The organism is Paraburkholderia sp. IW21 (assembly GCF_041321145.1).
Classification (GTDB): Bacteria; Pseudomonadota; Gammaproteobacteria; order Burkholderiales; family Burkholderiaceae; genus Paraburkholderia.
This window is the reverse complement of the sequence record NZ_JBGGWA010000002.1, coordinates 567,615-581,029: the sequence shown is the minus strand read 5'-3', so window position 1 is coordinate 581,029 and position 13,415 is coordinate 567,615. Positions and strand designations below refer to the sequence as shown.

The 13,415-nt window shown below is 63.8% G+C and carries 13 protein-coding genes; 2 read left to right on the top strand and 11 right to left on the bottom strand.

Annotated elements, in window-relative coordinates; genetic code table 11:
- Positions 1-57: 57 nt before the first annotated feature.
- From ACAX43_RS06505 to ACAX43_RS06490, 4 genes are all read right to left on the bottom strand, one after another.
- Positions 58-291, bottom strand: a complete 234-nt coding sequence (locus ACAX43_RS06505) for a Fis family transcriptional regulator (RefSeq protein WP_007180440.1) — start codon at positions 289-291, stop codon at positions 58-60.
- On the bottom strand, positions 288-1,355 hold the full coding sequence (gene dusB / locus ACAX43_RS06500) for a tRNA dihydrouridine synthase DusB (RefSeq protein ID WP_370707579.1): 1,068 nt from the start codon (positions 1,353-1,355) through the stop codon (positions 288-290). Before dusB ends, ACAX43_RS06505 begins: the two co-directional genes overlap by 4 nt.
- Positions 1,356-1,599: 244 nt before the next feature.
- A complete protein-coding gene (locus ACAX43_RS06495; protein WP_370707578.1) occupies positions 1,600-2,838 on the bottom strand; it encodes a UbiH/UbiF/VisC/COQ6 family ubiquinone biosynthesis hydroxylase in 1,239 nt (412 codons plus the stop codon).
- A gap of 19 nt (positions 2,839-2,857) precedes the next feature.
- Positions 2,858-4,264, bottom strand: coding sequence for an aminopeptidase P N-terminal domain-containing protein (locus tag ACAX43_RS06490; RefSeq protein WP_370707577.1), 1,407 nt, complete (start codon positions 4,262-4,264; stop codon positions 2,858-2,860).
- Positions 4,265-4,496: 232 nt separating this feature from the next.
- On the opposite strand from ACAX43_RS06490, the gene ACAX43_RS06485 reads away from it, so the two are divergent.
- On the top strand, positions 4,497-5,111 hold the full coding sequence (locus tag ACAX43_RS06485; protein ID WP_370707576.1) for a glutathione S-transferase C-terminal domain-containing protein: 615 nt from the start codon (positions 4,497-4,499) through the stop codon (positions 5,109-5,111).
- 56 nt (positions 5,112-5,167) lie between these two features.
- Here the strand turns inward: ACAX43_RS06485 and lnt are convergent, their stop codons facing one another.
- From lnt to ACAX43_RS06450, 7 genes are all read right to left on the bottom strand, one after another.
- Positions 5,168-6,889: an apolipoprotein N-acyltransferase gene (gene lnt, locus ACAX43_RS06480; RefSeq protein ID WP_370707575.1), complete on the bottom strand. Its 1,722-nt coding sequence runs from the start codon at positions 6,887-6,889 to the stop codon at positions 5,168-5,170.
- Positions 6,890-6,938: 49 nt separating this feature from the next.
- A complete protein-coding gene (locus tag ACAX43_RS06475; protein WP_370707574.1) occupies positions 6,939-7,832 on the bottom strand; it encodes an HlyC/CorC family transporter in 894 nt (297 codons plus the stop codon).
- A 198-nt stretch (positions 7,833-8,030) separates the two neighbouring features.
- Positions 8,031-8,708, bottom strand: coding sequence for a gamma-glutamylcyclotransferase (locus ACAX43_RS06470; RefSeq protein ID WP_370707573.1), 678 nt, complete (start codon positions 8,706-8,708; stop codon positions 8,031-8,033).
- A 30-nt stretch (positions 8,709-8,738) separates the two neighbouring features.
- Positions 8,739-9,200: an rRNA maturation RNase YbeY gene (gene ybeY / locus ACAX43_RS06465; RefSeq protein WP_106354199.1), complete on the bottom strand. Its 462-nt coding sequence runs from the start codon at positions 9,198-9,200 to the stop codon at positions 8,739-8,741.
- Positions 9,201-9,267: 67 nt separating this feature from the next.
- Positions 9,268-10,335, bottom strand: coding sequence for a PhoH family protein (locus ACAX43_RS06460; RefSeq protein ID WP_370707572.1), 1,068 nt, complete (start codon positions 10,333-10,335; stop codon positions 9,268-9,270).
- 46 nt (positions 10,336-10,381) lie between these two features.
- Positions 10,382-11,755 (bottom strand): tRNA (N6-isopentenyl adenosine(37)-C2)-methylthiotransferase MiaB, encoded by a 1,374-nt coding sequence (gene miaB, locus ACAX43_RS06455; protein ID WP_370707571.1) that lies wholly within the window; start codon positions 11,753-11,755, stop codon positions 10,382-10,384.
- Between the two features lie 131 nt (positions 11,756-11,886).
- Positions 11,887-12,870, bottom strand: a complete 984-nt coding sequence (locus ACAX43_RS06450; RefSeq protein ID WP_370707570.1) for a LysR family transcriptional regulator — start codon at positions 12,868-12,870, stop codon at positions 11,887-11,889.
- A gap of 118 nt (positions 12,871-12,988) precedes the next feature.
- On the opposite strand from ACAX43_RS06450, the gene ACAX43_RS06445 reads away from it, so the two are divergent.
- A complete protein-coding gene (locus tag ACAX43_RS06445; protein WP_370707569.1) occupies positions 12,989-13,390 on the top strand; it encodes a VOC family protein in 402 nt (133 codons plus the stop codon).
- The last annotated feature ends 25 nt before the right edge of the window (positions 13,391-13,415 follow it).

Sequence of the window (13,415 nt, the reverse complement as noted above, 5' to 3'; positions counted from 1 at the left end):
AAAAGCCGAAGAAAAACGTGGCAGGGCGCAAAAGAAACTAAAACGAGCTACAACGAGCTACAGAAGCCCGTGCTGTTGCAGCTTCTTGCGCAGCGTATTGCGGTTGATGCCGAGATACTCGGCGGCCAGCGACTGATTGCCGCCGGCCTGCTCGAGCACCACTTCGAGCAAGGGTTTTTCCACGCATGAAATAACCATGTCGTAGACGTCGTGCGGATTGGAGCCGTCGAGATCCTGGAAATACATCCCCAGGCTGTCGCGGACAGATTGTTCGATATTGTTCTTGCTCATGCTGCTAGTCGGTCGGTATGGTCCGGCTCGTCGTCTTTCTCGTTGAGCGTTTCGTCGACGTAGACGAGGCGGTCGGAGATCGCCTTTTGGGCGTCGAAGAACTCGTTGACGGCGAGGAGTTGTTCGCGCGTGGTGTCCAGCGTATTCATGCGATGCCGGAACACGTTGGCGCCAGAAAGGCCGCGAGTGTACCAGCCGATATGCTTACGTGCTGTGCGCACACCCGTAAATTCGCCGTAGAACGCGTAGTGATCTTCGAGATGCTCGTTCATCACCTGCTGGATTTCGTCGATGCGCGGCGGCGGCAGCAACTCGCCCGTTTGCAGGAAATACTCGATCTCGCGAAACAGCCACGGACGTCCCTGCGCGGCGCGGCCGATCATGATCGCGTCAGCGCCGGTAGCGGCGAGCACCTCGCGGGCTTTTTGCGGCGACGTAATGTCGCCATTGGCGACCACTGGAATGCGTACCGCCGCTTTCACCGCGGCGATGGTCTCGTATTCGGCGTCGCCGTGATACAGGTCGGCGCGCGTGCGGCCGTGCACGGTCAGCATCGAGATGCCCGCGGCTTCGGCCAGACGCGCGATTGACAACGCATTCTTGTTGTCGCGATCCCAGCCGGTGCGGATTTTCAGCGTGACGGGAACGGCATCCGGGCCGACGCCCACCGCGCTCACGACCGCCTCGACAATGCGCTGCACCAGCGGCTCGTTCTGCAACAGGGCCGAACCGGCCGCCACGTTGCACACCTTCTTGGCCGGACAACCCATGTTGATGTCGATGATCTGCGCGCCGTTCGCCACGTTGTAGCGAGCCGCTTCAGCCATCATGAGCGGATCGGCGCCGGCGATCTGCACGGCGATCGGTTCGACTTCGCCCGTGTGGTTGGCACGGCGCATGGTCTTTTCGCTTTTCCACAGCTGCGCGTTCGATGCGACCATTTCCGACACCGCATAGCCCGCGCCCAGCCGTTTGCAGAGCTGGCGGAACGGCCGGTCGGTCACGCCGGCCATGGGCGCGACGAACAGGTTATTACGCAGATTGTGCGAGCCGAGAGTGGGCATGACGTGGACGCGCGCGCACCCGATTGTTTAGATTCTGTCAATCGGAGCATTCGCGAAATGCGAGGGAAAACCGCTATTTTAGCGTTAACGGATGGCCGACATCCGACATGTGTCGGTCGTAACTCATTAAATCTTCTATGAAAGTGGTCTGTTCATAGCGCCGGCACCGCTCGCTCGGCCATGCCGACGGTGCCTGAAAAGGTCGCAGCGGCGGTGGGGGCGCGAGCGGGCGGCGCACTCAGACTCAGCGGCGCTGGCCGAACATCATTTGCCGCGCCAGCGCGGTTTTCACCGGCGGGATGAATTCGAGTGCCGTCAGCGCAAGGCCGCGCAAGATGGCCAGAGGCGGGAAGTCGACCGTGAAAAGCCGGGCGAGCGTGTCGGTGGCGCCGATCGTCAGGCGCCGGTCGAGCGCGCGGCGTTGCGCGAACGTAGCCAGTGCGAGCGGAGTCGGGCCCTCCGCGGACAAGGCATCGGCAAGCGCGTGTGCGTCGCGCAGACCGAGATTCAAACCCTGACCCGCCACGGGATGCAGCGTCTGCGCCGCGTTGCCGATCGCGACGACGCGACCCTTCACGAGCGTATCGACCGCGTTCAGTCCCAAAGGAAACGACGCGCGCCCCCTGATCCCCGTGAAGCGGCCCATGCGGTCGCCAAATGCGGCGCCGAGCTCGCGCAGGAATTCGTCGTCGGAGCGTTGCGTGCGGCGCGCGGCTTCGTCGGGCGCGCAGCACCAGACGAGCGCGTAATCCGCGCCGCGCACGCCGCCCATCGGCAGAAGCGCGATCGGCCCTTGCGACGTGAAACGCTCCCACGCCACATGCGGCTGCGGCGCCGACACGCTGACCGTGCCGACCAGCGCGGTCTGCCCGTAGTCACGCGTGCCGCCTTCGCCGACGCTGCTACCGGCGTGCTTGCCGGTCTTCTGGTCGCCGAACAGGCCGCCCTCGGCGTTCACCAGGATCCGCGTACGCAGATGGCGTGTGACTCCCGCGGTTTCGATCGGCAGTGTCATGCCATCCGGTTCCTGAGTCGGCGCCGACGCGGAGGTGGAGCGGAACCAGTGTACGGAAGTCGCGTGAACCGCCTCGGCGAGACCGTGCACGATCGAGCCGTAACGCAGCACATAGCCGAGCGCCGGCAAACCATGCTCGGCGTGATCGATTAGCGTGCGGCCGAAATGGCCGCGCTGCGACACGTGGATGCGCTGGATCGCCGTGGCGTCGGCGGGCCAGCGCAGCGGTTCGAGAATCATCCGGCTGCCGTGCGACACGGCGATCGCGCGCGGATCGGCAATCGAATCTTCCGGCTCACGGGCGTCGATCAGTGCGATCTTCAGCGCCTGCGTCGCGCTGCGGCGTGCCAGCCAGCCGGCCAGCGCCAGCCCGACCGGCCCGGCGCCGACGATGGTCACGTCGAAATCGAATGAATGATCGGACGCCGCGGGTTTCAGAATCACCGTCGACTGGGAAACGTCTTTCATTGCGGGTTGCTTCCTTGGGTTACTTCCCAGCTTTCTGGGCCGCGCGGGCTTCCTGCATCAGCGCCTCGATCTCGTCGGCGGCTACCGGCACGTCGCGGGTGATCAGCTCGCAGCCGGTCGGCGTGACGATCGCGTCGTCCTCGATGCGGATGCCGATGTTCCAGTAGCGCTCGGGCACGCCTTCGGTCGGACGGATATACAGACCGGGCTCGATGGTCAGCGTCATCGACGCCTGCAACGTGCGCCACGGCAGCGCACCCGCTTCGTCGCGCGGCGCGCCGCGCTCGCGGTAGTCGCCAACATCGTGGACGTCCATGCCGAGCCAGTGACCGGTACGGTGCATATAAAAGGGCGCATAGGCACGCTCGGCGATCACGTCGTCCACCGCGGCGAACTTCGCGCGATCGACGATGCCCGTATCGAGCAAGCCTTGCGACAGCACACGCAGGGCGGCCTGGTGAGGATCGTCGAAGGTGGCGCCGGCGCGGGTGGCGTCGACGGCCGCCTGTTGCGCGGCCAGTACGATGTCGTACAGCTCGCGCTGTGCCGACGTGAAGCGGCCGCTTGCGGGGAACGTGCGGGTGATGTCGGAGGCGTAGCCGTCGAGTTCGCAGGCCGCATCGATCAGGATCAGATCGCCGTCCTGAGCAATCGCGTTGCCGGCCGGGTAGTGCAGCACGCAGGCGTTCGCGCCCGCGGCGACGATCGAGGTGTAGGCCGGCGCCTGCGCGCCGAATTTGCGGAATGCGTAAAGCAGCTCGGCTTCGAGTTCGTACTCGCGCACGCCGGGGTGGCAGACCGCCATGGCGCGCCGATGCGCTTGCGCGGAAATCTGTCCGGCGCGGCGCATGATGGCGAGTTCGTGGTCGTCCTTGATGAGCCGCATGTCGTCGAGGAGCGGAATCAGGTCGCGCGCGGCAGCGGGCGCCGCGACGCCGCTGCGGCCCAGCGAGCGCACTGCGTCGAGCCAACCTCGCACCTGTGCGTCCAGTTCCGCCGAGGTGCCGAGCGCGTAATGCAACGACGGTTTGTCGGCGAGAATCCGGGGCAGTTGCGCATCGACTTCGCCGACGGCGAAGGCGGCGTCGAAGCCGAACGCCTCGCGCGCGCCCTCCGGGCCGAAACGGAAGCCTTCCCACGTCTCACGCTCGATATTCTTCTCGCGGCAGAACAGGACCGACGCCGGCTCGCCTCGTGCGACGCTTGCGTCGAGTACCAGCAGCGCCCCGGGTTCGGTGAAGCCGGTCAGATAGTAGAAGTAGCTGTCGTGCCGGTACGGATAATCGGCGTCACGGTTGCGCAGTTTTTCCGTTGCGGTGGGGACGATGGCGACGCCGCCACCGGCTGCGCGCAGCGCGCCGAGTACGCGCTCGCGGCGCATGCGGTAGACGTCGATCGCGATGGTGGGTTCGGTCGGCTGGTTCATCGTGCGATTGTAGCGCCCAATGCGGAGACTTATTTTGCGCGGATACGGGTGGAGATGCGGGGCCGCGTCAGCCGCATCGGCCGTTCGGCCGGGTAGACGGCGCGTGAGGGTTGAGGCAATGTTGCTATCCATCCACAGCGAGCATCCATGCGGCTTGTGAAGAGACGCACCGCGCTCGCGAATGCCGCCGACCACTTATACTTTCGCCGAATTCAAAAAAAGGCAGATTGTAATGATGAAACTCATCGGTTCGCTCGGCAGCCCGTTCGTGCGTAAAGCGCGGATCGTGCTGGCCGACAAGAAGATCGACTACGAACTGGTGCCCGAGAACGTCTGGGCGCCGGACACGGCGATTCACACTTTCAATCCGCTCGGCAAGGTGCCGTGCCTCGTGATGGAAGACGGCGAAGCGGTGTTCGACTCGCGGGTGATCTGCGAATACGTGGATACGCTGTCGCCGGTCGGCAAGCTGATTCCGCCGTCGGGCCGCGAGCGCGTTGAAGTGCGCTGCTGGGAAGCGCTCGCCGACGGCGTGCTGGACGCGGCGGTGCTGATTCGCCTCGAAGGCACCCAGCGAACACCCGAGCAGCGCGTGGACGCCTGGGTCGCGCGGCAGCAACGCAAGATCGACGAAGGCCTGATCGCCATGTCACAGGGATTGGGCACCAAGCCGTGGTGTACGGGCAATCACTACACGCTCGCCGATATTGCGGTGGGTTGCGCGCTGGGCTACCTCGATTTCCGCATGCCTGAGTTGAATTGGCGCGAATCGTATCCGAATCTGGATAAGCATTTCCAGAAGCTTTCGTTACGTCAGTCGTTTATTGATACGGTGCCGGCGGGTTGAGGGAATGACGTGGGTGCCGCGGCGGGGGATGGCGCGGTCACGCTGCTTATCGCGGGTTATTTCTTGCCGTTTTGACGCCGCGTAATCCCCGGCCCGAACGCAAATCCAAACGCCAGCAGCAGTAACGAAACCGCCAGCACCGTGTTGTTGCCGCTCGTCACATAAGGCGTGCTGCCCGAGGTCCCTTGCACCGTCACATCGAGCGAGCCGACGGTGTACGGCGTCAATCGCCCTATCATCTTGCCGTTCGCATCGATCGCGGCCGTCATGCCGGTGTTAGTCGCGCGCAGCATCGGCCGGCCGGTTTCCAGCGAGCGCATACGCGCAATCTGCAGATGCTGGTCCAGCGCGATCGTATCGCCGAACCAGGCGAGATTGGTCGAGTTGACCAGCACGCCCGCCGGCGTATCGCTCTCGCGGATGTTCCGCGCGATCTCTTCGCCAAAAATGTCTTCGTAGCAGATGTTGACCGACACGGGCTGGTTATGCACGATGAACGGCTTCTGCACCGGCGCTCCACGAGCGAAATCGCCGAGCGGAATGTTCATCAGATTGACGAACCAGCGGAAGCCCCACGGCACGAATTCGCCGAACGGCACGAGGTGGTGTTTGTCGTAGCGATACACCTCGCGCGTGCCCGGCGTGACGCCGAACAGGCTGTTTGTGTAGTCGACTACCTGGCCTTCCGGTGTAATCGTGCCGCCGATCGCGCCAAACAGGATCGCGGTGCCGGTCGTATCCGAGAAGTTGCGCACCGCGGACGCGAACTGCGGCGGCAATTGCTGCGCGAGCACCGGAATGGCGGTTTCCGGCGTGACGATCAGGTCAGCCGGCTTCGACGTGATCATTTGCTGATACTGGTCGATCGCGGCACGCATGCCGGCTTCTTCGAACTTCATTTCCTGTTTGACGTTGCCTTGCAGAAGGCGCACCGTCAGCGGCGCGTTGGCCGGCAGGGTCCATTGCACGAGTGGCAGCAGCAGACCGGCCCCGATCAGCGCAATCGCGATTCCACCCGGTACCGCGACACGCGCGCCGCTGCGCTGAGCCCTGTTGTCATCATTTCCATCCTTGCCGCCGTGGGCAGCATCGGGAAGCGGTTTGCGCGGAGGCAGCAACGGCAACAGCGCCTGCACAATCAACGCCGCCACCAGCGCGAGCATCCAGCCGACGCCGTACACACCCGCCACCGGCGCAAACCCCGCAAACGGACCGTCCACCTGCGCATAACCGCTTGCTAGCCACGGAAAACCGGTGAACACGGTGCCGCGCAACCATTCGCCGATCGCCCACGCGCTCGCAAAAGCCAACGCGCCGTGCCAGGTCGGCGAGAACGGTTTGTCGGTATCTGACGCTCCGTTGCGCGCGTGCCCGGCGCAGAACGACCAGACACCCGCGGCGAGCGCCGGATAAACCGCCAGATAGAGCGAAAACAGCACGACCGCCGCGCCCGCCAGCGGCGCGGCCATGCCGCCGTAGTAATGCATGCTGACGTACAGCCACCACACGCCCGTAACGAAATTGCCGAACCCGAAAACGCCGCCCGTCAACGCGGCGCTCTTCCAGCCGGTCGTCCGCGTAAGCCACGCAAAGAAGAACGCAAAGATGACAAGTTCGAGCCAGCCGCCGTGCGGGGTCGGCGCGAACGACAGCGTATTGGCCGCACCGGCGACCAAAGCGACGAGGTAATGCCAGCGGGGCAATGCACGGCCGCGCGTTTCCTGGGCGGCAGGAGCACTCACGCCGCGGCGCGAACGGGATGTAATCGGGTCGGCCATTGTTGCGCGGTCGGCGTGAGGAGTTGAAGAAGCGAAGAAAAGAAGCGGATCAGGTCTGCACGTGCTGTGCTTCACGCTCGCGCTGGCCGGCGAGCGGATCACGGCGCACCAGCAGCATGTGAATCTGGCGGGCGTCGCCGCGCAGAATCTCGAAGCTCAGATCGTCGAGGCGGACTTTTTCGCCGCGATGCGGCACCCGTCCGAAATGATGCGTGACGAGTCCGCCGATCGTATCGACTTCGTCGTCCGAGTAATGCGTGCCGAAGGCCTCATTGAACTGCTCGATCTCGGTGAGCGCGCGCACGCGGAAGCGCCCGTCCGGCGAGGCGATGATGTTGCCGCTTTCCTCATCGAAGTCGTATTCGTCTTCGATATCGCCGACGATCTGTTCCAGCACGTCTTCGATCGTGATCAGGCCGGCCACGCCGCCGTATTCGTCGACCACCACCGCGAGGTGATTGCGATTCACGCGAAAGTCGTGCAGCAGCACGTTCAGGCGCTTCGACTCCGGAATGAAGACGGCGGGGCGCAGCATGCCGCGCACGTCGAATTCCTCTTCGGCATAGTAGCGCAGCAGGTCTTTCGCGAGCAGCACGCCGATGATGTTGTCGCGATTGCCTTCAAAGACCGGATAGCGCGAGTGCGCCTTTTCCAGCACGTAGGGAATGAATTCGGCGGGATTGTCCGCGATGTTGATCGCGTCCATTTGCGCGCGCGGCACCATGATGTCGCGCGCGCTGAGTTCGGAAACCTGGAAAACGCCCTCGATCATCGACAGCGAGTCGGCGTCGATCAGGTTGCGCTCGTGCGCGTCCTGCAGGATTTCCAGGAGTTCGGCGCGCGAGTCGGGCTCGGGCGAGATGAAGTCGGTCAGACGCTCGAGGAGTGAGCGTTTTTCTTGCGGTTTGTCGGTTTGGCGTCGACTGGGATACGTGTCGTTCATGGTAGTGCGCCCGGCGAGACTGGGCGCGCTGTTGCAGAGCATTAAGGATACACCAGGCACCAAGGCGGGACCGTGTCCCGCCGGGCTGGCGATGAGTGAAACTGGGATGAAACCGCTCCGTCGCGGGCGACGGGCGTAGGTCAATCCTAACTGATTACGCGGGGAAAAGCGTTTTGGAGCAAAAAAAGCGCGGCTGCCCTATTGCTGCCCGGCCTCGCGGCTTTCCTCGCGGCAACGCTCGAGCAGCGCTTCGAGCGACCGATCCGGCATGCCGCTTTCGCGCAGCGCATGCACGGTCCGGCTGACGTATTCGAGCGTGGTGCCGTAGCGGCCGCACGCGCAGCGGAACACCGTCTTGACGACCTCGTCGCGCAGCTTGCCGGTGTAGCTCGGCACGTCGCGGCGCATCACGAACGCGAGCGCATCGACGCGCCGGCCGTCGGCGAGCACGCACGGCAGCCATGCCGGGCGATACGAACCCATCGCCATTTCGCGGCGCCACAGCGCGTCCAGATGCGGCATCGCACCTTCGGCGGCCACGCGGAACGCGATACCGGCGCACGAACCGCCGCGATCGAGCGCGAGCACGAGGCCCGGCTGTTCGGGCGTGCCGCGGTTCACGCGCGACCACAGATACAGCCCACGGTGATAGCCGTGCACCTTGGAACGGGCGGCTTCTATCGTGGGCAAGCCGGGATTCCAGATCAGCGAACCATAGCCGAACAGCCACAAGTCGCTCTTGCGGTCCCAGTCGCGCAACGTGCATTCGAGCGACGCGCGCAACTCCTCGTCCGTCAGTAGCCGCGATTCGCCGAGTGCAGGCGGGTAGTCCGGGCAGGGCGTTCGGGTGTCGGCTTCAGGGGAAGAAGTGCTCACGATAGCTTTGAACGTTGTTGGCGAAGAAGGCTATTGGTAAGGATCGGGAAAGCCGAGCTTGCCGAGGATTTCGGTTTCGATCGCCTCCATTTCCTCGGCTTCTTCCTCGACCTCGTGGTCGTAGCCCTGTGCATGAAGCGTGCCGTGCACCAGCAGATGCGCGTAGTGCGCGAGGAGCGGCTTGCCCTGCTCGGCGGCTTCCTTCTCGACGACCGGACAGCACAGGATCAGATCGCCCGTCACCGGATCGTCTTCCGATTCGGCGTACGCGAAGGTCAGCACGTTGGTCGAATAATCCTTGCCGCGATAGGTGCGGTTCAGCGTGCGGCCTTCTTCGGCGTCGACGAAACGCACCGTCAGTTCGCCGTCCGCGAAGAGCGCCGCCTTGATCCAGCCGGCTACGGTGGCGCGCGGCAGCAGCGCCTTGTGTTCCGGCCAGGCCTTGGCGGCGGGGAATTGCAGATTCAAGGTCAGTTTGGGAGCGCGACTCATGCGTGATCGGTTTGTTGCCTGTTTTGCGGCATATCCAGTGAAATTTGACGCAAATCAGCGCCGTAAATCAGCGCGAATCCGCCGGACTCGCGGTTTTCTGCGAATGCGCATCGTACGCCTCCACAATTCGCGCGACCAGCGGATGCCGCACCACGTCCGCGCTGGTGAAGCGCGTGAGCGCAATGCCGCGTACGTCCGACAGCACTTGCTGTGCTTCGATCAGGCCGCTCTTGTGACCACGCGGCAAGTCGACCTGCGTGGTGTCGCCGGTGACCACCGCCTTCGAGCCGAACCCGATTCGGGTAAGGAACATCTTCATCTGTTCGGGCGTGGTGTTCTGCGCTTCGTCGAGAATGATGAACGCGTGGTTCAGCGTGCGGCCGCGCATGTACGCGAGCGGCGCGATCTCGATCATCTGCCGCTCGAACATCTTGGCGGTTTTGTCGAAGCCGAGCAGATCGTATAGCGCGTCGTACAGCGGGCGCAGATACGGATCGACTTTCTGCGCCAGATCGCCCGGCAGGAAGCCGAGGCGTTCGCCCGCTTCGACAGCCGGACGGGTCAGCACGATGCGCTTGACCTGATCGCGCTCCAGCGCATCCACCGCGCAGGCCACCGCGAGATACGTCTTGCCCGTCCCGGCCGGGCCGATGCCGAAGGTGACGTCGTGCGAGACGATCTGCTTCAGATACTCGCGTTGCATCGGCGTGCGCCCGCGCAGATCGGCGCGCCGCGTGTACAGCTTCGGGCCGAGTTCCTCGAGGTCTTCGTCGCCGTTGTCGGCCGGCTGGTCGAACGGATGATCCGGGTTGCCGGGGAAACGCGCATCGACCGTTTCATTGCCGTTGCCGTTCGCCCGATGGCGCGCCGGATGGCGCACTTCGACGAGCGCGAGCTGGATGTCGTCGACCGACAGCGGCTCATGCGAGTTGTTGTAGAACTTTTCGAGCGCGGTGAGCGCGAGTTTCGCGCCGCGTCCGCGAATCGTGATGCGGTGGCCGCGGCGTTGCAGCGTCACGTCGAGCGCCTGCTCGATCTGCCGCAGATTTTCGTCGAGCGGTCCGCAGAGGTTGGCGAGCCGCGCGTTGTCGTCGCGCGGTGCGGTGAATTCCAGATGCTGCTGAATGGTCTTCAAGGCGGTGGATCGATCCTGTCAGGTTCGTGACGCGGGGTGGCGTCGCTCAGTGAGTGGCGGCGGCTGCATCGTCCTGCACCAGCACGAGCTCGCCACGTAGCGAATGGGGGTACGCAAGGACGATTTTCACGTCGACCATCTGGCCGATCAGCCGCGCGTGCGACGCGATCGGCGCCGGGAAATTCACCACGCGATTGTTTTCCGTGCGGCCGGCGAGTTCGTTCGGGTCTTTACGCGCCGGGCGCTCGACCAGAATCCGCTCGACCTTGCCGACCATCGACTCGCTGATGCGTTGAACGTTTTCTTCGATCGTAGCCTGCAGATGTTGCAGACGTTTGAGCTTCACTTCGCGCGGCGTGTCGTCGGGCAGATTCGCGGCGGGCGTGCCGGGACGCGGGCTGTAGATGAACGAGAAGCTGGTGTCGTACTTCATCTCGTGGATCAGCGCCATCATCTTGTCGAAGTCTTCTTCCGTTTCGCCGGGGAAGCCGACGATCATGTCGGTCGAGAGCGACAGGTCGGGGCGGATCGTGCGCAGCTTGCGAATCACCGACTTGTATTCGAGCACCGTGTAGCCGCGTTTCATCGCCATCAGAATGCGGTCGGAGCCGTGCTGCACCGGCAGATGCAGATGGCTGACGAGCTTCGGCACCTTGGCGTAGGTGTCGATCAGGCGTTGCGTGAATTCCTTCGGATGCGACGTGGTGTAACGAATCCGTTCGATGCCCGGAATATCGGCGACGTATTCGATCAGCTGAGCGAAGTCGGCGATTTCCGACGAGCCGAGCGTGAGGCCGGCACGGTAAGCATTCACGTTCTGGCCAAGCAGCGTGACTTCACGCACGCCCTGGTCGGCGAGACCGGCGATTTCGGTCAGCACGTCGTCCAGCGGACGCGACACTTCTTCACCGCGCGTGTACGGCACAACGCAGTAGCTGCAGTACTTGCTGCAGCCTTCCATGATCGATACGAACGCGCTCGGACCGTCGACGCGCGCCGGCGGCAGGTGATCGAATTTTTCGATTTCCGGGAACGAGATATCGACCTGGGCGCGGCCGCTTTCGCGCCGCTTGTCGATCATTTGCGGCAGACGATGCAGCGTTTGCGGACCGAACACAAGATCGACATACGGTGCGCGCGCAACGATCGAGGCACCTTCCTGGCTCGCCACACAACCGCCTACGCCGATGATCAGATTGGGGTTCGCTTCTTTCAACTCGCGCACACGGCCGAGGTCGGAGAAGACTTTTTCTTGCGCTTTTTCGCGCACCGAGCAGGTGTTGAACAGAATGACGTCCGCGTCTTCCGGCGTGTCGGTCTTGACGAGGCCCTCCGCCGCGCCGAGTACGTCGACCATCTTGTCGGAGTCGTACTCGTTCATCTGGCAGCCAAAGGTCTTTACATAAACTTTCTTGGTCATCGATTTTCGCCGGTCGCAGTGGTTAACCTGGGGGCGTCGTTTAAAAGGTGAAGAGGGGTGAAAACGTGCGGACGGGCCGAGGGGCGGCGCTTTCGTCCACTTTCAATGCACGTTTGCAGCGTAGCTCAATATTATAGCCCCTCATCGGATGCGGTTTCTGCGGTCACGCTTGCTCGCGGCCGCTCCGGCGGCAAGCCCAGCAGGCCTTCCAGTTCGTCCGACACCCGGGCGAAGCGCTCGCTCAGGAAATCCAGCAACACGCGCACACGCGGCGCCATGAAGCGGTTGCGGTGATAGAGCGCATGCAGCGGCGCGTCAGGATAGCGCCATTCGGGCAGCAGGATTTTCAGGCAGTCGCCGCGCAAGTCCGCTTCCACGTCCCACATCGACTTGATGACGATCCCGTAGCCGCGCCGCGCCCATTCGCGGGCCACGGCGCCGTCATTCGTCTCGCGGGCGGTTTCCAACGGCACGGTGTAGTGCTGCACTTCGTCGCCGCGCGTGAAGCGCCACTCGTTGACCGGCCCGGACGCGGTGCCGAGCACGATGCAGTCGAAATTCGCCAGATCGTGCGGATCCTTCGGCTCACCCTTGCGTGCAATGTAGTCGGGCGACGCGCACAGCACGCGCCGGTTCGGCGCCAGCTTGCGGGCGACCAGCGAACTGTCCTGCGGCACGCCGAACCGGATCGCGAGATCGATGTCCTCCTGCACCAGATTCGATAGCGAGTCCGACAGCGTCAGCGCGAACGTCACCTCCGGATACAACGAGTTGAACTCGTCGAGCCAGTGCATCAGCAGATTGCGGCCGAAGTCCGACGTTGCGGAGATCCGGACTTTGCCGCGCACCACGCCCTGGCCTGCTTGCAGCGCGGCTTCGGCGTCGTCTAGCGATTGCAGCGCCTGGCGGCAGCAGTTCAGGTAGAGGCGGCCTTCGTCCGTGAGCCTCAACTGACGCGTGGTGCGCTCGAACAGCCGCGCTTTCAGGCCGGCTTCGAGTTTGGCGAGACGCGCGCTGGCGGCGGCCGGCGTCAGGCCCATCTTGCGGCCTGCCGCTGAGAGGCTGCCCTGCTGCGCCGCTTCGACGAACAGGCGGATGTCACCGAGGTTATCCATTTTCAGACTTTCAAAGACGATTTGAAAATGCTTCAAATGCTACGCCAATTATCAAATCAACGTGTTCCGCTCACAATGCGTTCCTCGTCAACCCTCTGTGCTGTGTACAGCCCACGCCATGCAACTCGATCACGCAACGATCGTCACCGCCGACCTCGATACCGCCCGACGCTTCTTCGTCGACGTGGCCGGATTGGAGGAGGGTGCGCGTCCGCCGTTTTCGATCGACGGCTATTGGCTGTATGCAAACGGCCGCCCGGTGATTCATCTGATCGACGCGACGGCGCCCGCGGTAGCGGGAAGGGCGGCGCCACGCATCGATCACATTGCCTTCCGGCTGGAGAGCGCCGACGAATGGCAAGCGCTATTGCAGCGCTTGCATGCGGCGGCCATGCCTTATCAGCTCGCCGAAGTGCCGCGGATGGGTCCGCAGCACGCCGAATTGCAACTGTTCGTCGCGCTCGCGCCGGGCGTGGTCATCGAATTCGTGACGGCGCTGCGCCACGCTCCCCGCAGCTAACACGCTCAACTTTCGAACCTGGAGT